Annotated in this window: 22 protein-coding genes and 1 tRNA gene; 12 read left to right on the plus strand and 11 right to left on the minus strand. The window is 36.4% G+C overall.

All coding sequences use genetic code 11. The features are described from left to right. The gene (locus tag RN605_RS08955; RefSeq protein ID WP_313324316.1) at window positions 1-483 is read right to left on the minus strand and encodes a GNAT family N-acetyltransferase; all 483 of its coding nucleotides are present in this window, start codon (window positions 481-483) and stop codon (window positions 1-3) included. Window positions 484-589: 106 nt separating this feature from the next. Here RN605_RS08955 and fbp point away from each other — a divergent pair, with 106 nt between their 5' ends. Beyond that, a complete protein-coding gene (gene fbp / locus RN605_RS08960; RefSeq protein WP_313324317.1) occupies window positions 590-1,597 on the plus strand; it encodes a class 1 fructose-bisphosphatase in 1,008 nt (335 codons plus the stop codon). A 34-nt stretch (window positions 1,598-1,631) separates the two neighbouring features. Here fbp and RN605_RS08965 read toward each other — a convergent pair whose 3' ends face one another. Next, a complete protein-coding gene (locus RN605_RS08965) occupies window positions 1,632-2,063 on the minus strand; it encodes a tellurite resistance TerB family protein (RefSeq protein ID WP_313324318.1) in 432 nt (143 codons plus the stop codon). A 152-nt stretch (window positions 2,064-2,215) separates the two neighbouring features. Between RN605_RS08965 and RN605_RS08970 the strand changes: the two genes are divergently transcribed. From RN605_RS08970 to RN605_RS08980, 3 genes are all read left to right on the plus strand, one after another. Then, on the plus strand, window positions 2,216-2,809 hold the full coding sequence (locus tag RN605_RS08970) for a HupE/UreJ family protein (protein WP_313324319.1): 594 nt from the start codon (window positions 2,216-2,218) through the stop codon (window positions 2,807-2,809). 93 nt (window positions 2,810-2,902) lie between these two features. Then, window positions 2,903-3,334, plus strand: a complete 432-nt coding sequence (locus RN605_RS08975) for a deoxycytidylate deaminase (RefSeq protein ID WP_313324320.1) — start codon at window positions 2,903-2,905, stop codon at window positions 3,332-3,334. Window positions 3,335-3,337: 3 nt separating this feature from the next. Then, window positions 3,338-4,906 (plus strand): S41 family peptidase, encoded by a 1,569-nt coding sequence (locus RN605_RS08980; RefSeq protein WP_313324321.1) that lies wholly within the window; start codon window positions 3,338-3,340, stop codon window positions 4,904-4,906. A gap of 344 nt (window positions 4,907-5,250) precedes the next feature. Here the strand turns inward: RN605_RS08980 and RN605_RS08985 are convergent, their stop codons facing one another. The 3 genes from RN605_RS08985 to RN605_RS08995 are packed head-to-tail and all read right to left on the minus strand — an operon-like array spanning window position 5,251 to window position 6,673. Beyond that, the gene (locus RN605_RS08985) at window positions 5,251-5,859 is read right to left on the minus strand and encodes an FAD-dependent oxidoreductase (protein WP_313324322.1); all 609 of its coding nucleotides are present in this window, start codon (window positions 5,857-5,859) and stop codon (window positions 5,251-5,253) included. A 3-nt stretch (window positions 5,860-5,862) separates the two neighbouring features. After that, window positions 5,863-6,060 carry a hypothetical protein gene (locus RN605_RS08990; protein WP_313324323.1) on the minus strand — a complete coding sequence of 66 codons (198 nt, stop codon included), beginning with the start codon at window positions 6,058-6,060 and terminating at the stop codon, window positions 5,863-5,865. Between the two features lie 37 nt (window positions 6,061-6,097). Continuing rightward, entirely contained in the window at window positions 6,098-6,673 is a 576-nt protein-coding gene (locus RN605_RS08995) for a MarC family protein (protein WP_313324324.1), read from the minus strand. A gap of 97 nt (window positions 6,674-6,770) precedes the next feature. Here RN605_RS08995 and RN605_RS09000 point away from each other — a divergent pair, with 97 nt between their 5' ends. Together RN605_RS09000 and RN605_RS09005 are read left to right on the plus strand one after the other, a co-directional pair. Beyond that, on the plus strand, window positions 6,771-7,343 hold the full coding sequence (locus tag RN605_RS09000; RefSeq protein ID WP_313324325.1) for a DUF3109 family protein: 573 nt from the start codon (window positions 6,771-6,773) through the stop codon (window positions 7,341-7,343). A gap of 298 nt (window positions 7,344-7,641) precedes the next feature. After that, window positions 7,642-8,187, plus strand: coding sequence for a hypothetical protein (locus RN605_RS09005; protein WP_313324326.1), 546 nt, complete (start codon window positions 7,642-7,644; stop codon window positions 8,185-8,187). A gap of 45 nt (window positions 8,188-8,232) precedes the next feature. On the opposite strand, the gene RN605_RS09010 is transcribed toward RN605_RS09005, so the two are convergent. Continuing rightward, a tRNA-Ala gene (locus RN605_RS09010) sits at window positions 8,233-8,306 on the minus strand. Between the two features lie 105 nt (window positions 8,307-8,411). Here RN605_RS09010 and RN605_RS09015 point away from each other — a divergent pair. Both RN605_RS09015 and RN605_RS09020 read left to right on the plus strand, forming a co-directional pair. Next, window positions 8,412-8,864, plus strand: a complete 453-nt coding sequence (locus RN605_RS09015; RefSeq protein WP_313324327.1) for a 6-pyruvoyl trahydropterin synthase family protein — start codon at window positions 8,412-8,414, stop codon at window positions 8,862-8,864. Window positions 8,865-8,876: 12 nt separating this feature from the next. Further along, window positions 8,877-9,629 (plus strand): UDP-2,3-diacylglucosamine diphosphatase, encoded by a 753-nt coding sequence (locus RN605_RS09020; protein ID WP_313324328.1) that lies wholly within the window; start codon window positions 8,877-8,879, stop codon window positions 9,627-9,629. Here RN605_RS09020 and RN605_RS09025 read toward each other — a convergent pair. Beyond that, window positions 9,626-10,894, minus strand: coding sequence for an MFS transporter (locus RN605_RS09025; protein WP_313324329.1), 1,269 nt, complete (start codon window positions 10,892-10,894; stop codon window positions 9,626-9,628). The genes RN605_RS09020 and RN605_RS09025 overlap by 4 nt on opposite strands. Continuing rightward, entirely contained in the window at window positions 10,895-12,589 is a 1,695-nt protein-coding gene (recJ, locus tag RN605_RS09030) for a single-stranded-DNA-specific exonuclease RecJ (RefSeq protein WP_313324330.1), read from the minus strand. Window positions 12,590-13,109: 520 nt separating this feature from the next. On the opposite strand from recJ, the gene RN605_RS09035 reads away from it, so the two are divergent. Both RN605_RS09035 and ade read left to right on the plus strand, forming a co-directional pair. Then, entirely contained in the window at window positions 13,110-14,033 is a 924-nt protein-coding gene (locus RN605_RS09035) for a carboxypeptidase-like regulatory domain-containing protein (RefSeq protein ID WP_313324331.1), read from the plus strand. A gap of 901 nt (window positions 14,034-14,934) precedes the next feature. Then, the gene (gene ade, locus RN605_RS09040) at window positions 14,935-16,557 is read left to right on the plus strand and encodes an adenine deaminase (protein WP_313324332.1); all 1,623 of its coding nucleotides are present in this window, start codon (window positions 14,935-14,937) and stop codon (window positions 16,555-16,557) included. A 2-nt stretch (window positions 16,558-16,559) separates the two neighbouring features. Here the strand turns inward: ade and RN605_RS09045 are convergent, their stop codons facing one another. From RN605_RS09045 to RN605_RS09055, 3 genes are all read right to left on the minus strand, one after another. Further along, the gene (locus RN605_RS09045) at window positions 16,560-17,744 is read right to left on the minus strand and encodes a cytochrome-c peroxidase (RefSeq protein ID WP_313324333.1); all 1,185 of its coding nucleotides are present in this window, start codon (window positions 17,742-17,744) and stop codon (window positions 16,560-16,562) included. A 4-nt stretch (window positions 17,745-17,748) separates the two neighbouring features. After that, complete coding sequence (gene rsmI, locus RN605_RS09050; RefSeq protein ID WP_313324334.1) at window positions 17,749-18,426, minus strand: 16S rRNA (cytidine(1402)-2'-O)-methyltransferase; 678 nt, start codon at window positions 18,424-18,426, stop codon at window positions 17,749-17,751. A 104-nt stretch (window positions 18,427-18,530) separates the two neighbouring features. Then, entirely contained in the window at window positions 18,531-19,406 is an 876-nt protein-coding gene (locus tag RN605_RS09055) for a hypothetical protein (protein ID WP_313324335.1), read from the minus strand. Between the two features lie 188 nt (window positions 19,407-19,594). On the opposite strand from RN605_RS09055, the gene RN605_RS09060 reads away from it, so the two are divergent. Both RN605_RS09060 and RN605_RS09065 read left to right on the plus strand, forming a co-directional pair. Then, window positions 19,595-20,215: a thymidine kinase gene (locus tag RN605_RS09060; protein ID WP_313324336.1), complete on the plus strand. Its 621-nt coding sequence runs from the start codon at window positions 19,595-19,597 to the stop codon at window positions 20,213-20,215. 12 nt (window positions 20,216-20,227) lie between these two features. Next, window positions 20,228-22,672: a bifunctional UDP-N-acetylmuramoyl-tripeptide:D-alanyl-D-alanine ligase/alanine racemase gene (locus tag RN605_RS09065; protein ID WP_313324337.1), complete on the plus strand. Its 2,445-nt coding sequence runs from the start codon at window positions 20,228-20,230 to the stop codon at window positions 22,670-22,672. The last annotated feature ends 4 nt before the right edge of the window (window positions 22,673-22,676 follow it).

The raw sequence follows: 22,676 nt of genomic DNA on the forward strand, positions 1-22,676 counted from the left end.
TTACTTATTTCTGTTTATTTCCAAAAAATTATTGATTCCTTGTTCATCCATTTGAGCAATTCGCCAATCGTCAAAAACTTTTGCGCCTGATTTTTTATAAAACTCGATTGCTGGCGTATTCCAGTCCAAAACTGCCCATTCAATTCTGCGAACATTATCTATTTTTCCTTGCTTAATAATTTTTGAATACAAAGCGAATCCAAGTCCTGAACCACGCATTTTTTCTTTGACAATTAAATCTTCTAAATGAATGGTTTTTCCTTTCCAAGTTGAATAGCGATAATAATACAATGCCATACCAACAATTTCTTCATTCAATTCTGCCACAAAGCAATGAAACAAAGGAGTTGAGCCAAAACCATCACGAATTAAATCATCAACCGTAACCACAACAGCTTCAGGTTCTTTCTCAAAATGAGCCAATTCTTGAATGAGTTCAAGAACCGATTTCATATCTTCTTTTTTTGCTTTACGGATAATCATTTTGGAAAATTTACGCAAAAGTACGATTTATAATTTCTTTTAGAAATAGATTTTTTCTTTGGGGATTTTAACGATATTTGCAGCACATAACTACAACGATGTCGTAATGGAAGAACGTAATACAACCTTAGGTGAGTTTATCATCGAAAATCAAAATGCTTTTCAATATTCTTCAGGAGAATTATCTCGAATTTTTAACTCAATTAGATTAGCTGCAAAAGTAGTAAACTACAAAGTTAATAAAGCGGGTTTAGTTGATATCATTGGAGCTGCAGGCGATCAAAATATTCAAGGCGAAGACCAACAAAAATTGGATGTTTATGCCAATGAAATTTTTATTCAAACTTTAATCAACCGTGAAATTGTTTGCGGAATTGCTTCAGAAGAAAATGATGATTTTATAACTGTTGCTGGTTCTGATAAAAGTCACAGCAACAAATATGTTGTATTAATTGATCCGCTTGATGGTTCATCAAACATTGATGTAAATGTTTCTGTTGGGACTATTTTTTCGGTTTACAGACGTGTTACTCCAGTTGGAACACCCGTTTCTATTAAAGATTTTCTGCAACCAGGAACGCAACAAGTAGCTGCGGGTTATGTGATTTATGGTACTTCAACTATGATTGTTTATACAACTGGTCATGGAGTAAACGGATTTACGCTTAATCCAGCTATTGGAACATTTTATTTATCGCATCCGAACATGCAATTTCCAAAAGATGGAAATATCTATTCTATAAACGAAGGTAATTATGTTCATTTTCCTCAAGGAGTAAAAGATTATATTAAATATTGTCAAACAGAAGAAGAAGACAGACCTTATACTTCGAGATACATCGGAAGTTTGGTTTCTGATATTCACCGAAACATGATAAAAGGTGGAATTTATCTTTATCCAACAAGTTCTAAAGCTCAAACTGGAAAATTACGTTTGCTATACGAATGTAATCCAATGGCGTTTATAGCAGAACAAGCTGGCGGAAAAGCTTCTGATGGTTTTGGAAGAATCATGGAAATTGAACCAAAAGAATTACATCAACGAGTTCCTTTTTTCTGCGGAAGTTATAATATGGTAGAAAAAGCCGAAGAATTTATGGCAAAATATAAGTAAACAAAAACTCCCGAAAATTTCGGGAGTTTTTTTATTATTTATTCATGTGTGTCATTTCGTAAACAAATGTATCCAAGTCAACATTCATAACTAAAAGTGACAACGCTTTATCAATAATGAAAGGAACGTTTCCTGGCGTGAATCCTAATGCTAAAGCAAACTTAGTTAAAATTTCTTTTTGCTTTGGTCCAAGTATATGATCGGCATAAACCATTCTTGATAAATCATACAAACGCTCTAAACGTTGCGTATGTAAATAAGGCGGATTAATTGGATATTTCATTGGGTTTTCCAAAATTTCCTCATACTCAGCTGCTGAAATTTCTAATCTTACTGCAAGTTTATCCAAAAACTCTTTTTCTTCTTTGCTCAAATCACCATCAGCAATTGCTACTCTAACAATGGCAGAAAAATGACCTTTATTTCTTGCTTTAAACTCGCTATCAAATAAATCTGAAAATGACATAATAATTATGGTTTTATTTCTGCAAATATAATTCAAATTCTACTGTAAAGGAAACGATTTTTAAGGTTTGAAATAATTTTTAAGTCCTAATTTTTAATCATTTTAAAATAAATCGTAAGTTTACCTAACCTAAACTACTTTTTTATCTACTTATGTCTGATTTTTGGATATACTTCAACATTGGTTTGAAACACGTTTTATCGATTTCTGCCTACGATCATGTGCTTTTTTTATTAGCGCTTACAGTTTCCTATGAGTTTAAAAATTGGAAACGACTATTGATTTTAGTCTCCACTTTTACTCTTGGTCATACTTTGGCATTATTCCTTTCAGTTTTTAATGTTGTTTCTGTAAAATCACAATATGTTGAGTTTTTGATTCCTATAACCATATTGATTGCTGCACTTTACAACATTATTGCTTCAGGAAAATCATTTAAAAAAGACAATCTAACTTTCATTGCCTTCGTTACTATTTTCTTTGGAATCATCCACGGATTAGGATTTTCAAATTATTTTAATGTGATGGTTTCAGGAAAACCTAGCGACAAACTGTTACCGCTTTGTGAATTTGCTCTTGGTATTGAAGCGGCTCAAATTATAGTTGTAGTATCAGCATTACTTTTGGCATACGTCGTTCAAACGATATTGAAATTCTCTAAACGCGATTGGATTCTAATAGTTTCAGCATTCATTATTGGCGTTGTAGTACCAATGATTTTGCAAAATGAAATTTGGGGAAACTAATTTTTTCTTAAATTATCTTAAATCTTTTTTAAGAGCAAATCCTTTCGGTATCTTTGCTTTATAATAATTACATTTGAATTATTTTCGATAAAAATGAAAGAAAAAAAACAACACAAATATGATGTTGCTTATCTTAGAATAGCATCCGAATGGAGTAAATTATCCTATTGCAAGCGAAAACAAGTTGGTGCTATAATTGTTAAAGACCGAATGATAATTTCTGATGGTTATAACGGAACACCAAGCGGTTTTGAAAATTGCTGCGAAGATGATGAAGGTTTAACAAAATGGTATGTTTTGCATGCTGAAGCTAATGCTATTTCTAAACTAGCTCAAAGTTCGCAATCTAGCGAAAATGCAACATTATACATCACACTTTCTCCGTGCAAAGAATGCAGCAAACTCATTCATCAATCGGGAATAAAAAGAGTTGTTTTTAAAAATGGATATCGCGATGATTCAGGTTTAGACTTTTTAAGAAAAGCAGGTGTTGTTGTTGAACAAATTGAAAGTTTAGAAGTTTAAAAAATGAAATCGAAAGAAAAATATTTACCAATTTTATTGTTTTCCTGCATCGCTTTTGGGATAATGATTGGTGGTATGCTTAATTTTCCTAACCGAAAACTTTCTCCAAAAAATGCCAGTCAGGCAAAACTAAACCGATTAATCAATTTTATTGACAACGAATATGTTGACGATGTCAATTCAGATTCTATAGTTGATTTAACCGTAAACAGCATTCTCGAAAAACTTGACCCACATTCCATTTATATTCCGCCAAGCATTCAATCTTCGGAAGCTGAAATCATGAAAGGCGACTTTGTTGGTATTGGAATCAATTTTTACATGCACAATGATACTGTTGCAGTGGTTAGCCCGTTGCCAAATGGTCCAGCGGAAAAAGCAGGTATCAAAGCTGGCGACCGAATTTTATATGCCGATAAAACAAAATTATTTGGTAGAAATCTTCCTTCCGATAGTTTATACAATAAATTGAAAGGCAATGAAGGTTCTAGTGTTGCATTAACCATTTTTAGAAAAAACAGTAATAAAAAATTAAAAGTTAACGTCATTCGCGAAACTGTTGCCATCAAAAGTGTTGACGTTGCTACAACCATAAATCCAACTACTGGCTACATCAAAATCAATCGATTTGCTGAAACCACCTATGAGGAATTCTACAAAGGGTTATCCGATTTGAAGAAAAAAGGAATTACAACTTTAATCATCGATTTACGAAATAATGGCGGCGGATATTTAGAACGCGCTGTTGACATTGCAGATGAATTACTTAAAGACGACGATTTAATTGTTTTTACCAAAAACAAAAAAGGAAATATTGACAAAACCTTTGCTACCGAAAATGGAATTTTTGAAACAGGTAAAGTCTATGTTTTAATTGACGAAAACTCAGCATCTGCAAGTGAAATTTTAGCTGGCGCTATTCAGGATAATGACCGTGGAACCATTGTTGGTCGTCGTTCGTTTGGAAAAGGATTAGTACAACGCGAAATGGATTTTGATGATGGTTCGGCGGTTCGTTTAACAACGGCAAGATATTATACGCCAAGTGGTCGTTCCATTCAAAAACCCTATACAAAAGGTGAAGGCGAAAAATACAATCACGAATTTGACACTCGTTTTGAAAGCGGTGAATTGTATGAAAAAGATAAAATCAAAATTGCCGATTCATTAAAGTTCAAAACCAAAAAAGGCAGAATTGTATATGGCGGCGGCGGAATTGTTCCTGATATTTTTGTGCCTTTAGAAGTTAAAAAAGGTGAAGAAGGCGTTGCCTATTTGATGAATACTGGTGTTATCGGACATTTTGTTTTCGAACAATTAGACAAAGACCGAAAAAAATATGCTAATCTTTCGTTAGACCAATACCTGAAAGTTGCCAAAGACGATACTACTTTGGTTTCAAAGTTTGAAAAATACATGTCTGATACAGGTTTTGATGTTGATTTAAGCAACAATAAAGAGTATGTCAAAAAATATATTGTTGCCGAATTTGCGCGTCAATTATTTGGAGAAACTCAGTATTATCAAGTGTTTTTGAAAGATGATGCGATGATAAAAGCTATTCTAAAGTAATAATCCAGAGTATTTTATCTTTAAAGTTTTCGTGAAAAAATTAAGCATCATAACCTTAATTAAGCATGAATTCCTTAAATTAAGCTTTTACTTCTTAATTAAGCCTGTCTGCTCTTAATTTGAGGTTATTTACTTCTTAAAAGCAGTTTTAAACCTCAACAAAGAGGTTATTAACTTGAACAAAAGAGTTTTTAACTTCATCAAAGAAGATATTTACTTAATCTACGAGGTTAATTACTCGAACAAAACAGTTTTGAACTTCATCGAAAAGGTTTTTTTCTTAAACCAAGTAGCTTTGAACCTCAATGATGAAGTTTTTTACTTAAAGCAATGTGTTCTTGAGATTATTTCCCAACCGAATCATGCACCTGAACATGAATTCCGTTGTTCCAAAGAGTTAAAATATCGGTGGCAACAGCTGCACCGCTTCCTGCAGCAATTGAAAACTGACTACGATGTCCAGCCAAAGTTCCACAAACATAAATTCCTTCGGTAACCAAATGGTCATCGTTCACCAATTGAATTTTGTTTTTCTCTGGATTTGACTTTTTATGTGGAATAATATAGTTTTCTAAACCTTCAATTGTAAAAGGATTGGATGCGCCAATGGCAATCACAATTATTTTGGAAATATAGGTTTGTTTATTGGTAATAATTGTAAAACTTCCTGCTTTACCTTCAATTTTCATTACTTTTTCATTTGTAATTTGACTAACATGTCCATATTGATTAGTCAAATGTTCTATACTAAAATCAAGTAATTCAGAACCTCGTTTTCCTGGAGTAATTCCATAAGCATTATTGAACACCGCATTTTGAAGTGAAGAAGCCTTTTGATGAGCAATAATTCCAATCTTTTTGTCTGAAGCAAAAGGTTTGTTTTTGGCAGAACCAAGAATCAAAGCACACGACATACCCGAAACTCCGCCGCCAATAATTAGAACATCAAACATAGATTAGTTTTTCATTTTGTCTTCTATCTTTTTAGACATTCTAAAAATTAGAAGAATTAAAACGGCACAAAAAGCAGCAGCAATTCCAATTAAAGCTACAGCACTATCGCCTTCAAATGGTTTTTGAAAATCCAACAAGGTAACGTTGAATATAATTAATCCTATAGCAAGTATGATTAATATGTTTGTAAATAATTTCATTTGACAGTATTATGGAACAAAAATATAAAAATTAGGACTATATGAACAGACCTTTAACATTAGCGGCAAATAATTTAACAGCAATTGCCAAAAGAACCACACCAAACACTTTTCTGATGATGGCTATTCCGTTTTTACTCAACATGCGTTCAATTTTAGACGATGATTTTAAAACGGCATAAACCAAAATAATATTCAAAAGAATGGCAATAATAATATTCACCGACTGAAATTCGGCACGTAGCGAAAGCAAAGTAGTCATTGTTCCTGCACCAGCAATCAAAGGAAAAGCAATCGGCACAATAGAAGCCGAACTGGCTTGTTCATCTCTATATAAACGAATACCAAGTATCATTTCTAAAGCAAGAAAAAACAAAACAAAAGAACCAGCAACCGCAAACGAATTGACATCAATTCCAATAAGTTTTAATATTTCTTCACCAACAAACAAAAAAGCAATCATAATTCCGGCTGAAACTAAAGACGCTTTCTCTGATTGAATATGTCCAAATTTTGACCTCAAATCTATAATAATCGGAATACTTCCAATAATATCAATCACAGCAAAAAGTACCATTGTTGCCGTCACTATTTCTCTAAAATCTATATTCATTGTAAAACTTTTTGCAAAAGTAATCATTTCAAAAAAGGAAAAATAGATTTAGCATTTGTAAAATGGCTATTTTTGCAACTCAGAAAACTCGAGTTTCATGTTTCAATTAGGTAAAACCATCGTTTCGGAAGATATTTTAGAAAAAGATTTTGTGTGCAATCTCTCGGCTTGTCATGGCGCATGTTGTGTTGATGGCGATGCTGGCGCACCTTTGACCAAAGAAGAAACTAAAATTCTGGAAGAAATCTATCCAAAAGTAAAACCCTTTTTAAGAAAAGAAGGCATTGAAGCTATAGAACGATTAGGAACTTGGGTTGTTGGTACCGAGCAAGATTTAGAAACTCCTCTAATCGATAATAAAGATTGTGCCTATGTTATTTTTGATGGCAAAACAGCACTTTGTGGCATTGAACAGGCGTATAACCAAGGAATAATTGATTGGAAAAAACCAGTTTCTTGCCATTTATATCCTATCAGAGTAAAAGACTTCACCGAGTTTGCTGCGGTCAATTATGACCGTTGGGACATTTGCAATCCTGCATGTTCATTAGGAAAAGAACTCGAAGTTCCTGTTTATAAATTTGTAAAAGAAGCTTTGATTAGACGTTTTGGAGAATCATGGTATGCAGACCTTGAAAAAGTAGCCGAAGATTTAAAAGACGGAAAATAATCCCGATAAATTTAACACGTTAAATAATATCAAACCTTCGAATCGCTATCTATTGTTACTATTTTTTAATTCATTTTTGTTAAAAACAACTCCTTTTTTTAACATTGCCTAACTAATTAATTGACTAAATTAGAGCAACTTAAAACTTCTGCTTTTTTTAAACTTTACATCTACTGATGCTGTAATTTCGAAGTAGCTCAATTTTAAAAAAAAACAACAAAAAGGGGAAGAAAATCAACAAACCTTATCTTTTTAATAATTGCTATTTCATTTTATTAATTTTAAAATTTTAAAAAACATGAAGTCAATTATTAGTGTATTAGTTGTGTTAGCATTTGCTATCCCAACTTTTAGTCAAGAAACGAATTATACTGGTAAATTTGATGATACTTCTAAAAACATTAAGTTACCAGCGGTAGTAATCAAAAAAGTAGGCGAAGATTTCAGTGTATATCTTCCCGAAATTGAAAATCAAGACAGTAAAATAAATTATATCCAAAATACATTCATAGCGTACGATTTGGGTAAAGATCTTGAAGGCTATGATAATTTTTTAGTTTATATGGATATTAAAGATGCATCTTTGGTAGCAACTTATAACGAAAAAGGGAAACTTATTAAAGTGGTTGAAAAATATGATAATGTTAGATTACCCAACATCGTATTGAATAAAATACTAAAAGAATACCCTAATTGGAGAATAATTAAAGACCGATATTCTTATTCACAAGAAGAAGGTGATGTAACTAAAAAACACTATGATGTGCTATTAGAAAAAAACAATCAAGTTCAAAAAATTGTTATTGCATCCAATGGTGAGTTTATAAAACGCAAAACAAACTAACATAAAAAAATAAAAAAGCGAAGTTTTTCTACTTCGCTTTTTTTGTGGAGAAGATGGGATTCGAACCCACGACCTCTTGACTGCCAGTCAAGCACTCTAACCAACTGAGCTACATCCCCAAATGTGGAAAGCAAATATACTCTTTTTCCATTTCAAATAAGAGAAAAAATAAAATCCCCAATACTTACATTCAATTTACTAAATTTGTAGTTCAAAATCAGTTTATGAGCAACATCCGAATTACCAAACAGTTTTCTTTCGAAACCGGTCATGCACTCTATGGTTACGATGGAAAATGTAAAAACGTTCACGGTCATAGTTACAAATTATCAGTAACTGTAATCGGAAAACCAATTTCAGATACTTCTAATGTAAAATACGGTATGGTTATCGATTTCTCTGACCTGAAAACCATTGTTCGCGAAGAAATTGTAGATGTTTTTGATCACGCTACCGTTTTCAACAAAAACACACCTCATGTTGAATTGGCCAACGAACTGAAAGAACGCGGTCATCATGTAATCTTGGTAGATTACCAGCCAACAAGCGAAAACATGGTGATTGATTTTGCTCAAAAAATAAAAAGTCGTTTACCCAAAGACATTCAACTCCATTCCTTAAAATTACAAGAAACCGAAAGCTCTTTTGCCGAATGGTATGCTTCCGATAATCAATAATTTTATTCCTTGATGAACATTTCTCCCAATAAAAAAATATACTTTGCTTCCGACCAACACTTTGGTGCGCCAACGCCCGAAGCGAGTTTTCCGCGCGAGCAAAAGTTTGTCGCTTGGTTGGATGAAGTAAAAAAAGATGCAGAATGCATTTTCCTCTTGGGCGATTTATTCGATTTTTGGTTCGAATACAAAACCGTAGTGCCTAAAGGTTTCGTTCGTGTATTAGGTAAGCTAGCCGAAATTCGCGACAGCGGTATCCCAATTTATTTCTTCGTGGGCAATCACGATTTGTGGATGCACGATTATTTTGAAAAAGAACTCAACATTCCGGTTTATCACGACAATCAGGAATATACCTTTAACGGAAAAACATTTCTTATTGGTCACGGTGACGGAAAAGGTCCGGGTGACAAAGGCTACAAACGAATGAAAAAAGTCTTCACCAATCCGTTTTCAAAATGGTTGTTCCGTTGGTTGCATCCCGATATCGGCGTGAGACTGGCACAATACCTTTCCGTTAAAAACAAATTGATTTCTGGCGAAGCCGATGTAAAATTCTTAGGCGAAGACAAAGAATGGTTAGTGCAATACTCAAAACGCAAGCTCGAAACCAAGCATTACAATTATTTGGTTTTCGGTCACCGTCATCTACCAATGATTCTTGAAGTAGGCGAAAATTCAGAATACGTCAACCTTGGTGATTGGATTGGTTATTTTACCTATGGCGTTTTTGATGGAGAAAAGTTGGAGTTGAAAGAGTATTAATCCCCATTCTGCAAAGCTTCCACGTCTTTCTCCAAATCCAGGTTTCTAAACGATGGCGAAACAATTCCCGTAAAAGCAACCGTTATCAAAGTCATAGTTCCTCCAAAAACTACTGCAGTAACCGTTCCCATCAGTTTAGCGGTCAATCCACTTTCAAAAGCACCCAATTCGTTCGACGAACCCACAAAGATAGAATTCACCGAAGCTACTCTTCCACGCATATTATCAGGCGTATGCAATTGCAAAATCGTATTTCTGATAACCACCGAAACACCATCAAACACACCACTGAAAAACATCGCCAAAACCGAAACCCAGAAAATAGTCGATAACCCAAAAACAATAATACAAACACCAAACATAAATATCGCGGTCAGCAGTTTCATTCCTGCTTTTCGATTCAACGAAATATAAGCCGACAGTATCATCGTAATAATCGAACCAACAGCCGGCGCAGCTCTAAGAATTCCAAATCCTTCCGAACCAACTTTTAAAATATCCTGAGCAAATATCGGCAGTAAAGCCATTGCACCACCAAAAAGCACCGCAATCATATCCAGCGAAATCGCGCCAAGTATCGTTTTATTTTTAAACACAAACTTCACGCCTTCTGCCAAACTCTGAAATATTGGTTCACCAATTTTTGGGTTCATAATTGGTTTGCGCTCTATCTTGGTTAAAACCAACAAAGCAAACAGCGAAAACCCTAATACTAAGCACATCGACCAATGGACACCAATTAAGCTGATAGCAAATCCCGCAATCGCAGGACCAAACATTGCCGCCATTTGCCATATCGAGCTGCTCCAGGTAGAAGCATTCGGGTAGGCTTTTTTAGGAACAACCAAAGAAAGTAACGAAAATATCGTTGGGCTGATAAATGCTCTGACCAATCCACCTAAAAAAACCAAACCATAAACTACATATAAGATGGTTTGCAGCGACAAATCCTTAGTAATACTGGGAACCGTAATTAAAAACAACCCCAAACTCACCACCGAAAACGCCAGTATACATTTCACTAATAAGCTTTTCTTCTCCTTTTGGTCAACCACGTGTCCGGCAAACAATGCCATCCCAACCGCAGGAATAATCTCCATCAATCCAATGATACCAAGCGATAACGGATCTTTGGTCAGGCTATACACTTCCCATTCGATGATAACAAACTGCATCGACCATGCAAAAACCATGGCAAATCGCATTAACAAAAAAAGATTGAATTCTCTATACCGTAGCGCTTCGTAAGGATCGTTTTTTTTCATCTAATTGGGCTTAATATCTTTCAATCGCAGTTGCAAAGATACGGTTCCATTAAATTCATTTTCATCAATACAATAACAAATTGCTATCGGTTGATGGTTTTTGGTGATAGGCAATTGATTTCCAAATCCAAAACCAATAACCCCAATTCCTTCCGAGTTGTTTTGCTTCACAAAAAGCTTTAAATGCTCATCATCCTGACCAATCGTTTTCCCATAACCAGTATCAATCACATTCTTGGTCATAAAAACTGGCGTCATGTTTTGCGGTCCAAAAGGCTCAAATTGGTTTAACAACCGCATCAATCGTTCATTAATATCTGTAAAATTAATTTCAGCATCTATCGAAACCTCCGGAATCAATAAATCAGGATGAATGGTTTGTTCCACTACTTTTTCAAATGCTTCTTTGAAGGCAGGATAATTTTCCTCTTTCAAAGTCATTCCTGCCGCATACATATGGCCACCAAATTGCTCCAAATGCTCCGAAACCGCTTCCAAAGCATTATAAATATCAAAATCCTTCACCGACCGTGCCGAAGCCGCCAACTTGTCACCGCTTTTAGTAAACACTATCGTTGGTCGATAATGGGTTTCAATCAATCGCGAAGCCACAATACCAATCACGCCTTTGTGCCAGTCTTCCTGATACACCACAGTAGTAAAGCGGTTCGTTTCGTTGTTTTGTGTTATTTGTGCCAGCGCTTCCACCGTGATTTGTTTGTCCAAATCCTTTCGGTCGCTGTTATGTTGTTCTATCTCTGCCGCAAACTGTGCTGCTTGGTCTAAATCATATTCGGTAAGTAGCGCCACGGCTTCGTTACCGTGTTTTATCCTTCCCGCCGCATTAATTCTCGGCGCAATAATAAAAACAACATCCGTTATCGTCAGTACTTTCTTTTTTACATTTTGGATTAACGCTTTAATTCCCGGTCGCGGATTGCTGTTGATAACGTCCAATCCAAACTTTGCCAAAACCCGATTTTCTCCCGTCATCGGAACAATATCTGCCGCAATCGCCGTTGCCACCAAGTCCAGATAAACCATCAAATCGTCTATCGTTTGATTTCGATGCTGCGCCAATGCCTGAACCAACTTAAACCCAACACCACAACCACACAGCTCATCATACGGATAGGTGCAATCTTCCCGTTTTGGGTCCAATACCGCCACCGCATTCGGCAAAACATCGCCCGGTCGGTGATGGTCGCAAATAATAAAATCAATGTTTTTTGCTGTAGCATAATCGATATGCTCAATCGATTTAATACCACAATCGAGTGCAATGATTAACGAAAATCCGTTGTCTTCCGCAAAATCAATTCCTTTATAGGATATCCCATACCCTTCATCATATCGGTCGGGAATATAAGTTGCCACATTGGGATAAAAACTTTTCAAATAACCCGACACCAGCGAAACCGCCGTTGTTCCATCAACATCATAATCCCCAAAGACCAATATGTTTTCCTCGTTTTCAATCGCCTGTTCAATGCGCGAAACCGCTTTGTCCATATCTTTCATCAAATACGGATTGTGCAAATCGTCTAAACTTGGCCTGAAAAACGCACGTGCCTGCTCATACGTCTCAATACCTCGTTGCACCAACAGCGTTGCAATGATTTCATCTACTTTTAACACCTCCATTAAGTGGTTTACTCTTTCGGCATCAGGTTTTGGTTTGACGTTCCAACGCATTTCTAATTTTGAATTTAGAGTTTAGAATTTTGAATTTTAAATTGGGTGTATAAAAGTATGAAAATATTGTTTGGATTTTTGGGTTACTGGTTTTGGAGTTTTTTTTACTTGGATTAAAATTTGGTTGCGGAATGCATGTGTTGTTTTTCGGGATGTGTTAGATGGGTTTTCTAGTGTGCAAGATGGATTTTCTAATGTGAGAGATGTGTTTTCTACTCTGCAAGATGAGTTTTCCAAAATGAAAGATAGTATTTCTAACTAGCGAGATGGATTTTCTATAGTGCAAGATGGATTTTTGACGTTGCAAGATGCTATTTCCAGAAAATAATTATCTGTTTCTTGTCTTTTTATCTCTATTTCAGTAAGATAATTATACTATAATTTATATTAAAAGTGTATTTCATCGATAAAATATGTAAATAATCGGGGTTTTATTTATTTCGAGCCAAAATATTATTTAGGTTTGTTATTGCAACTGTAATTTGATTATAATCAATAGGTTACTTATAACAATACTATTATGACCGGAAGACAAACTGATAAATATATGATGCTTCAAGTAGTGTATGATTACTTGAAAGATACGGATGTTGCTGTTATTGCCCAAATGCCTGGTATGGCTGGTTTGATTGATGAAATGGAAGGATTGCTTGCTACTGTGAGTGTTGAAAATCAAAACCAAAACCGCAATACTACGGGTTTTCGTGTTGAAAAGGTTAGAATGCGCGGTGAGCTTACGGCAATGATTCTTGATGTTGCTTATTGTTTGAAGGCGTACGCTGTGAATGTGAAAGATGTTGTTTTAAAAAATGAGGTTGACCTTAAAGGTTATAAAATTGATAAACTTAGAGAGCATGAAGTAGTAAGCGTTGGTAAATTTATTCGTAAAAGAGCGAATGGTTTGCTGGCGGAACTATCACCTTATGGAATTACTGCGGCTTTGCTTGCCGATTTTGAAGATGCTATTGTTGAGTATCGTTCTATGATTCCGAAGAGCCGACTTGAGATTACGAACAAAATGCAGAGTACGAGAAGCATTAAAGACTTGCTAAAGGCTCTTGATGTTGTTATTGCTGATATGGATGTTGTGGTTAGAGCGTATCGAATTTTGAATAAAGGTTTTTGTGATTTGTATTTTGATAACCGAAAAATTATTACTCGTGGTACGCGCAAGGTTGCGCTGCAAGGTTCGGTAGTGAATGAGCAAGGCGAAGCGCTGAGTAAAGCGAAAATAAGCATTGCGAGTCATACTATTATTGAAACTCAAACGGGTGAAAAGGGTAATTTTCTTTTCAGGCGCGTGCCGAGTGGTGTTTGGCCAGTGACGTTTAGCCGACCGGGATTTGAAAGTGTTACGATTTATATGGCGTTTGTGCCTCAGAGCCGACAGGAACAGCATGTGGTGTTGAAACGGCAGGTTTTGCTGGAGAAGGAGGCGATGTAGATTTTTGTTTGTGGTTTGTTGTTTGTTGTTTGTAGTTGATGGTTGATGGGAACGCGGATTGAGGCGGATTTTTTTCTAAGATGTTCATTGGAATTGGAAGAGATTCCTACGGAATGACAAAAAAAAGTTTAAAGTTTAGAAGAAGGCATAAAAGAATACGACTGTTTTGTTGTATGTTAGATTGTTAGTGAAATTCCCAACGGTATGTGCTGTCCCGTTGGGTTTTTTTTGTGATTAAAAGTATGGTATTTGCCTCCCCGATTCGCTAAAGCGAACCACCCCTCCAAAGGAGGGGTTTTTATTTGATTTGATTTTAAATCAAAAAGCATTGCGTAATGAATTAAATTTTTAAGTTATTGAAAATTAAATATTTACACTCCTGATTTTACTGTCCTATTTTTTAATATACCAAAAATATATTTTTGAACATTAAAATTAAATTTATCAAATGCTTAAAAAAAAATTGTTGAAGAATACCTTTGAAAAGAAATAATTGAGACATGCGGCGTCATGTCACACGAAATAAAAAAATGAATATTGAAATTTGAAAAAATATTAAAAATTAATATTATGGAAACTTTGTTAAATCTTATAAAATCTCCCTTTTTCTTCATATTCTTAGGAATATGTGTAATACAATATTACAGAAATAAAAGGTTTAATAATTTTAAAACTTTATATCCTAACGAAAATTTTGAAAAATTATCAGAGTATGAAGAAAAATCGAAAATAAAATATATTTTCAATTTCTTTAAATGGAGAGATAAACCCTAGTTGAAAAATAAATTAATTATTTTTGAATTTCAATTTCAGTCGTTAAAAAATTAATAAAAAGTTCTCGATACATTCGCCTTTGGCGAACACTCGAACTGACGACATTATAAAACCCAAAACCAATAAAATGCAACTACAAGGTCAAATCGTCGACATCCAAAATAAACGCATCTACTCTGGTGAAATCACCGTAGAGAACGGAAAAATCGTTTCCATCAGCGAGAAGCAACACGACAACAAAAACTACATCCTTCCCGGTTTCATCGATGCACACATTCACATCGAAAGCTCCATGCTCGTTCCGTCGGAGTTTGCCAAAATTGCTGTGTTGCATGGAACCGTCGGCACTATATCTGACCCACACGAAATTGCCAACGTGCTGGGCAAAGACGGCGTGCACTACATGATTGAAAACGGAAAGAAAGTACCGCTTAAGTTCCATTTTGGAGCACCGTCCTGTGTGCCGGCAACGTTTTTTGAAACCGCTGGCGCCGTGATTGATTCCGAGCAAATCAAAGAACTCATAGCGATGGACGACATTTATTACCTGTCCGAAATGATGAACTATCCCGGCGTGTTGTTTGACGACGAAGAAGTACTGAAAAAAATAGCGTGGGCAAAACATTATAACAAACCGGTAGACGGTCATGCACCGGGATTGCGCGGCGAACCAATTAAAAAATACATCGCGGCAGGCATTTCTACCGACCACGAATGTTTCACCTACGACGAAGCAGCCGAAAAGTTGTCTCTAGGCATGAAAGTCATCATCCGCGAAGGCAGCGCCGCCAAAAACTTCGAAGCACTCATCGACCTGCTCCCCGAACACTACGAAAACATGATGTTCTGTTCAGACGATAAACATCCCGACGATTTGATTGTAGGACACATCAATTTGCTATGCGCGCGTGCGGTGGCAAAAGGGTTTGATGTTTTCAAAGTATTGCAAATGGCGTGCGTCAATCCGGTGAAACACTACAACATGAACATTGGTTTGCTCCAACAAAACGACACCGCCGATTTCATCGTAGTTGAAGATTTAAAAAACTTCAACGTACTGCAAACCTACATCAACGGCGAACGGGTTGCGGAAAATGGTCAATCCTTCGTAAAACACGTTAATTTTGAAACGCCAAACAATTTCAAAACTTCCAAAAAAGAAGTCAGCGATTTTGCCATACCAAGCACAGCCACCAAAATAAGAGTCATTGAAGCGTTGGAAGGACAACTCATCACCAACGAAATCCATTGCCAACCCAAAATCAATAACGGCAACTTAGTTTCCGATACCGAAAACGATGTGTTGAAAATGGCAGTAGTCAACCGATACGCCGATACGAAACCTGCCGTTGCCTTCATCAAAAACTTTGGATTAAAAAAAGGCGCCATCGCCAGTTCGGTAGCCCACGATTGCCATAACATAGTTGTAGTAGGAACATCCGACGAGGAAATTTGCAACGCGGTGAACCGCATCATCGAAAACACTGGCGGCATCTGTGCCGTAAACGGCAACGAACAAAAAGCATTGGCCTTACCCGTAGCCGGAATCATGAGCGACAAAAACGGTTGGGAAACCGGAAAACTCTATCAGGAAATCGACGCCATGGCAAAAGAATTAGGCAGCACACTAAAAGCACCCTTCATGACACTTTCCTTCATGGCATTACTCGTAATTCCTGATTTGAAACTTTCGGATAAAGGATTGTTCAGCGGAAAAAGCTTCGCGTTTACAGATTTGGAAGTAAACTAACGTTAAAGATGCTGGTTTATAAAAGGATCAGACCACTTACTGTTACTCAAAATATTGGGGTCGGTTAGTGTATAAAGAAAAGCTACCAAAGCGGCTTTTTGTTCCTGAGTTAAATTTAACTGCTGCGGATTCCCATCGAGTCCTTTCAAAAAAGGCGATAAATTTTGATGGTTTTTGACACCGCTGTTATAATGTTCCACAACTTGCAGTAACGTTTGAAATCGTCCATCATGCATATAAGGACTTCCCAAAGAAATATTCCGCAACGTTGGAATTTTAAAAGCGCCGTTCAGATTGTTATTCGCAGGAAATGTTTCAAAAGCACCAAAGTCATCGGTTGAAACCAAATCCAATCCGTTGTTTTTTGGTCCCGAATTAACACTCACAAAAGCTTCTGTGGTATGACAATTAATACAACCTGCACCACCTTGAGCAACGGTTTTCAGAAACAATTCTTTTCCTAAATTTTCCGATGGCGTAAAATTAGGAAATGGGATTAGCCTTGTTGTCACTTGCGCTCTACCATCGTCATATTTGCTATGCGTGCTGACAATACTTCTGATGAATTGTGCCAATGCTTTTGAAATTCTGTCATTGGTTATTCCCACAGAACCAAATGCCTGTAAAAATAAATTACTATAAAATGGTCGTTCAGAAATTCTTTGAATAATCTCTGATTCTGTTAAACCCATTTCGTTGTGGTCTACAATAGGTTGTAAAACTTGGTCTTCAAGAGATACAGCTCTTTCATCCCAAAAAAAGCGACCGCGGTTATAAAATTTTTGATTAACCAATGGCATCGAATTCCTTCTGGTAGGAACTTGATTAAAACCCAAACTACGAACAGGAGAATCAGTAAAAGCAAGCTCCTGACGATGACAACTTCCGCAGGCAATAGTTCTGTTCTGACTCAAATTAGTATCATAAAAAAGAACTCTCCCTAAAGTAGCACCAGCATCCGTAATGGGATTATCGCTTGGCGTATTATCAATACCGTTTACCGAGCTGTTAAAAGCGCCTCCATCATTGGTAGTGAAATGAGGTGGTAAGTTTACATTCGAATAACCATAAGGCGTTTCAGGAAGTGAGATAATCGGAGTTGCCTGTGATATTGGCACATATTTACTGTCTTCTGAACAAGAAGAACAAAAAATAAAAACCATCACTATTACTAAAACTCTTATCATCCTTTTATTTTAAACTTTTCCCACCAACAACCACAACAATTTCCCCTTTCGGAGCTTTTGCTTCAAAGTGTTTTAAAACTTCGACAGCAGTACCGCGCACCGTTTCTTCATGCAGTTTGGATAACTCCCGCGATACCGAAACCGGTCGGTCTTCACCAAAATACTGAACGTATTCCGCTAAAGTCTTCACCAGTTTGTGTGGCGATACATAAAAAATCATGCTTCGGGTTTCTTCGGCTAAAGCTAAGAATCGGGTTTGTCTTCCTTTCTTCTCCGGCAGGAAACCTTCAAAAACAAAACGGTCGTTAGGCAAACCACTGTTCACCAATGCCGGAACAAAAGCCGTAGCACCAGGCAAGCATTCCACCGCAATATTGCTCTCAACACAAGCACGCGTCAATAAAAATCCAGGATCGGAAATAGCAGGCGTACCCGCATCGCTAATCAGCGCAATGTTTTCACCGGCTTGCAGGCGTTTGATAATGTTCTCAACGGTTTTGTGCTCATTGTGCATATGATGGCTGTGCATATGCGTAGCGATGTCAAAATGTTTCAGGAGTTTTCCGCTCGTTCGCGTGTCTTCGGCTAATATTAAATCTACTTCTTTTAAAACCTGAATCGCTCTAAAAGTCATGTCATCAAGATTGCCTATCGGCGTTGGAACTAGGAAAAGTTTACCCATTTTAATATATTAATTAGAAACTCCTTGCGTCAGTTCGAGTGTTCGCCGCAGGCGAATGTATCGAGAACCTTTTCAAATGATAAAGCTGATTCAGACTTTTAAGTTTACTTGAATTTCTTTTCAACAATCTCCATGAAACGCTCTAAGTATTCTTCTTTCCCAACCCAGTAGTTATAATCAGGAATTACCATTTCATTCAAGAAGTTTTTGGCTTCTTCAAAAGTGTCAAACGTATTCAATTGCGATAAAACTCTATTGTAATCTTCGTTGCTGTCGTTAAACAAGTGTTTCACAAAACCAATTCTATCGTTCAAACCAATAGATATAGTGCTAGACAACGAGTCGTTCAATGAAGTTCCTTTCGCCTTAGGCGTTTCTTTCACTTCCGCTTTTGTTTCCTCTTTGGTTACTTCGTCTGGTTTTACAAAAACCGGTTCTCTAAAATGGTCGCCCATCACTTCATCCATCGTAATTTGTTTAGAAGGTTTTGCTTCGGCTACTTCTTCTTTTTCTTCCTCAAACGAAAGCTCAAAAGATGGCATAAAATTTTCTTCATCTGCCTTTTCGCCAACTAAATCTTCTACTTCAGGTTCTTCTTCACTATCATTATCTTCAAAACTCTCGTCTTCAACCTCATCTTCTTCAACCACAACTTCACCAACGATAACTGGTTCTTCTTCCGCTTCTTCCACTGCGGTTTCTTCCACTTCTTCTGCTACTGCAACTGCTTCTTCTACAACAACTGGTGCAGCCACTTCTTCCTCTTTAGCATCAATAAAAGCCGCTACTTTTTCTTCAATTTCATCTACAGGAATAGCTTCTTTCAACGTTTCATAATTATCACCATAAAACTTTAGTATCGTTAAAGCTTCATATAATTTTTGGGTTTCTTTATACAATTGATCTACTTCCGACTTGTTTTTTAATTTCAAAATTCGGTGCGCAATGCTAATTAATTCTGCTTCTACTCTTTTTTTCATAATCCAGAAATTATACTAAGACAAAATGGTTTTTAATTATTTTACAATATATTTTAAATAAAGAATACTTACTCCTTTGAATAAATTTTTCTACATTTGAATCGGTGTAAATGTATAAAATTTATAATGATATGTTTTGGTTACAAAGTAATAAAAACTATTCATTTCAAGCACAAGAAAATTAGAAAATGTTTCTCGAAAATACGGTAAATCATAAAGAACAATTTGGTTGGATAGAAGTAATCTGTGGCTCGATGTTTTCGGGAAAAACAGAAGAACTCATCCGAAGATTACGAAGAGCTCAATTTGCCAAACAAAAAGTAGAAATTTTCAAACCTGCCATCGACACACGATATGATGAAGAAATGGTAGTGTCTCACAATAAAAACGAAATCCGTTCAACGCCAGTTCCTGCGGCAGCCAATATTCGAATTTTAGCACAAGGTTGCGATGTGGTAGGCATCGATGAAGCCCAGTTTTTTGATGACGAAATCATTGCCGTTTGCAATGACTTGGCCAATACTGGAGTTCGTGTAATTGTAGCTGGTTTAGACATGGATTTCAAAGGAAACCCTTTTGGTCCAATGCCTGCGCTGATGGCTACTGCCGAATATGTTACCAAAGTACACGCCGTTTGTACCCGTACCGGAAATTTGGCACATTACAGTTTCAGAAAAAACGACAACGACAAATTGGTAATGCTGGGAGAAACCGAAGAATATGAACCGCTGAGCCGTGCTGCCTATTTTAATGCCATGCGTGAAAACATGATTGTTAAAGACGCAGAACATCTGAGCGACGAAGAATAAAAAACAACCACATTGACTATAGCCATTCGAAATATTATTTCAATACTCAAAGCAAATTGGGTGGGCAAAAACGATATTGCGGTTATCGATTCTATTTCTATCGATAGTCGCTCGCTTCAAAACGATTCTCATACTTTATTTTTTGCGCTTACTGGTCCAAATCATGATGCGCACGTTTACATTGAAGAACTTATTGCCAAAAACGTACAGCATTTTGTGGTCAACTACATTCCCGAAAATGTAAAAGACAAAGCCAATTTTCTGGTAGTTGAAAATACCTTAGAGTCGTTTCAAAAATTTGCCGCCTATTATAGAAGCCAATTTGATTTCCCGATTATTGGAATCACAGGCAGCAACGGAAAAACCATTGTAAAAGAATGGCTCAATTTCCTGCTCAGTCCAGATTATAACATCATCCGCAGTCCAAAAAGTTACAACTCTCAGGTAGGTGTGCCGTTGTCCATTCTTGGCATTAAAGAAAAACACAACTTAGGAATTTTTGAAGCCGGAATTTCCACGACCAACGAAATGGAAAAACTTCAAAAAATCATTCAACCTACTATTGGAATTTTAACCAATATCGGTTCGGCTCACGATGAAGGTTTCTCGGATGTTGGTGAAAAGATTAAAGAAAAATTAAAACTCTTTACCAACGTAAATGTTTTAATCCTCAACAAACACAAAACCATTTCGTGTTTCATCAACCCAAAAATTAAGCAATTCACTTGGTCTTCCGACGATAAAAGTGCCGATGTGTTCATCAGCACCTCAAAAATTGAAAGCAAAACCATGCTTCATTGCACCTATCAGGAAGAAACCTTTGACATCGAAATTCCGTTCCAAGACCAGGCTTCGGTTGAAAATGCGGTTCATTGTTTGATGCTAATGTTGTATTTCGGATACAAACCAGCCATCATTCATTCCCGAATGAAAGAACTGTATCCAATGGAAATGCGTTTGAAAGTAAAAACCGGAATCAACAACTGCACCATCATTGACGACAGTTACAGCTCCGATTTTCAATCACTCAAAATCGCGCTCGATTTTCTGGAACATCAAAAACAACACAAAAAGAAAACCATCATTCTTTCAGACATTTTCCAAAGTGGTTTGTCGGAAGAAGAATTATACTCTCAAGTTTCGTTACTTATTATTTCCAACAAAATAGCAAGAGTAATTGCCATCGGAGAAACCATTTCAAAATTCAAACGAAAGTTCATCAACAGCATTTCATTTTCAAATCTCAATGAATTTATGGCGGCTTATGATACTTTAGAATTTGAAAACGAAACCATTTTAGTAAAAGGTGCGCGCGATTTTCACTTTGAACAAATCGTTTCGCTCCTAGAGCAAAAAACACACGAAACGGTTTTAGAAATCAACCTGAATGCCGTGAGTCACAACCTGAATTTTTACAAATCAAAATTAAACCCAAAAACCAAATTAATGGTCATGGTAAAAGCTTTTGGTTATGGAAACGGCGGTTTCGAAATTGCCAAACTGCTCGAACATCACAAAGTAGATTATCTTGGTGTGGCTTTTTCAGATGAAGGAATTGCACTCAAAAACGCCGGAATTACAATTCCAATAATGGTTTTAAATCCCGAATCAACAAGTTTTGAAGCCATCATTCATTACAACCTTGAACCCGAAATTTATACCATCAAAGGATTAAAATCATTCATAAAAACTGCCGAGTTAAAGAAAGTAAGTCAGTATCCAATCCACATAAAACTGGATACAGGAATGCATCGTCTTGGTTTCCAGGAAAATGACATCCCCGAACTTATTGAACTACTTCGCAATACCGATTTGGTAAAAGTAAAAAGCATTTTGTCACACATGGCAACCAGCGACAGCTTGGAGCACAAAGATTTTTCAATCGCTCAAATTCAATTGTTCGACCAATTGTCTACAGAATTAAAATCGGCTTTAAAAATAAACCCTATTCGTCATATTTTAAACACATCCGGAATTTCAAACTTCCCCGATGCCCAATTTGATATGGTTCGCCTTGGTATTGGTTTATACGGAATTTCTAACGACGACGACGAGCAAAAATATCTGCAAAACGTGGGTACTTTAAAATCCATCATCTCACAAATCAGAACCATTCAAGAAGGCGAAAGCGTGGGTTATGGCAGACGATTTATGGCTAAAAAAGAAACCAAGATTGCCACCATTCCAATTGGTTATGCCGATGGAATTTCAAGACAACTAGGAAACGAAAACGGCTATATTCTAGTCAACAACCAAAAAGCGCCAATCGTTGGCAGTGTTTGCATGGACATGCTGATGGTAGACGTAACCAATATTGATTGCAAAGAAGGAAACACCGTTACCATCTTTGGCGAAAAACCAACCGTCAAAGAACTGGCAAAACTTTTAAACACAATCCCCTATGAAATACTAACCAGTATTTCCCAAAGAGTAAAACGAATATTTTACAGAGAATAATTGA

Source organism: Flavobacterium sp. PMTSA4 (assembly GCF_032098525.1).
Classification (GTDB): domain Bacteria; phylum Bacteroidota; class Bacteroidia; order Flavobacteriales; family Flavobacteriaceae; genus Flavobacterium; species Flavobacterium capsici.